This is a genomic window from Scrofimicrobium canadense (genome assembly GCF_009696615.1).
Lineage (GTDB): Bacteria > Actinomycetota > Actinomycetes > Actinomycetales > Actinomycetaceae > Scrofimicrobium > Scrofimicrobium canadense.
Window position 1 is genome coordinate 1 of record NZ_VULO01000039.1, and the last position, 1,471, is coordinate 1,471.

Sequence of the window (1,471 nt, forward strand, 5' to 3'; positions counted from 1 at the left end):
GATGCTCACACCCAGCCTTTGGCTGGGTGTTTCGACGTATGCAACGCACAGCAAAAAGCCCCGAACACAGAGTGCTCGGGGCTTTCTACAGGATAAGTGCCTGACGATGACCTACTCTCACATGGGGAGACCCCACACTACCATCGGCGCTAAGCGGTTTCACTTCTGAGTTCGGCATGGGATCAGGTGGTTCACGCGTGCTATGGTCGTCAGGCGTAACAGGTAATGCATATCATGCTGAGGTGTTCTTGACGTATTTTTGACGTGTATTGTGTGCGTCTCTTGTCAGCAAGCACTTGGGCTCACTGCCGCGTATCCGGTATTGCGAGTGCGTTCACACTCCTCGTTATCATCACGACCAGACCCCTTGGGTGTTATAGGGTCAAGCCTCACGGGCCATTAGTACACGTTAGCTCAACGCCTTGCAGCGCTTCCACACCGTGCCTATCAACCAGCTGGTCTCGCTGGGCCCTTCAGGAGGCTCTAGGCCTCGGGGATGTCTCATCTTGAAGGGGGCTTCCCGCTTAGATGCTTTCAGCGGTTATCCCGTCCGACCATAGCTACCCGGCAATGCCACTGGCGTGACAACCGGAACACCAGAGGGTCGTCCACTCCGGTCCTCTCGTACTAGGAGCAGCTCTTCTCAAACATCCAACGCCCACGGCAGATAGGGACCGAACTGTCTCACGACGTTCTAAACCCAGCTCGCGTACCACTTTAAATGGCGAACAGCCATACCCTTGGGACCGACTTCAGCCCCAGGATGTGATGAGCCGACATCGAGGTGCCAAACACCGCCGTCGATGTGAACTCTTGGGCGGTATCAGCCTGTTATCCCCGGAGTACCTTTTATCCGTTGAGCGATGGCCCTTCCATACGGAACCACCGGATCACTATGACCTGCTTTCGCACCTGCTCGAGTTGTTGCTCTCGCAGTCAAGCCGGCTTTTGCCATTGCACTGACCTCACGGTTTCCGACCGTGATCAGCCGACCTTCGTGCTCCTCCGTTACTCTTTGGGAGGAGACCGCCCCAGTCAAACTACCCACCACACACTGTCCTCGGCCTGGTTTACACGCCTGAGTTAGAGCATCCGTCAAGCAAGGGTAGTATCCCAACAGCGCCTCCGATAAGACTGGCGTCCTATCTTCTCCGGCTCCTACCTATCCTGTACATGCTTGACAGATACCCAATATTAAACTGCAGTAAAGCTCCATGGGGTCTTTCCGTCCTGTCGCGGGTAACCCGCATCTTCACGGGTATTATAATTTCACCGAGTCTCTCGTTGAGACAGTGCCCAAATCATTACACCTTTCGTGCAGGTCGGAACTTACCCGACAAGGAATTTCGCTACCTTAGGACCGTTATAGTTACGGCCGCCGTTTACTGGGGCTTCAATTCAAAACTTCGCTTGCGCTACCCCCTCCTCTTAACCTGCCAGCACCGGGCAGGCGGCAGCTTATATACCTCAC

At 54.9% G+C, this 1,471-nt stretch carries 2 rRNA genes; both read right to left on the minus strand.

The features are described 5' to 3' along the window. Positions 1-98: 98 nt before the first annotated feature. Positions 99-214 (minus strand): 5S ribosomal RNA (gene rrf, locus FYJ24_RS12385). Between the two features lie 164 nt (positions 215-378). After that, positions 379-1,471, minus strand: a 23S ribosomal RNA gene (locus FYJ24_RS12390); the annotation flags it as partial.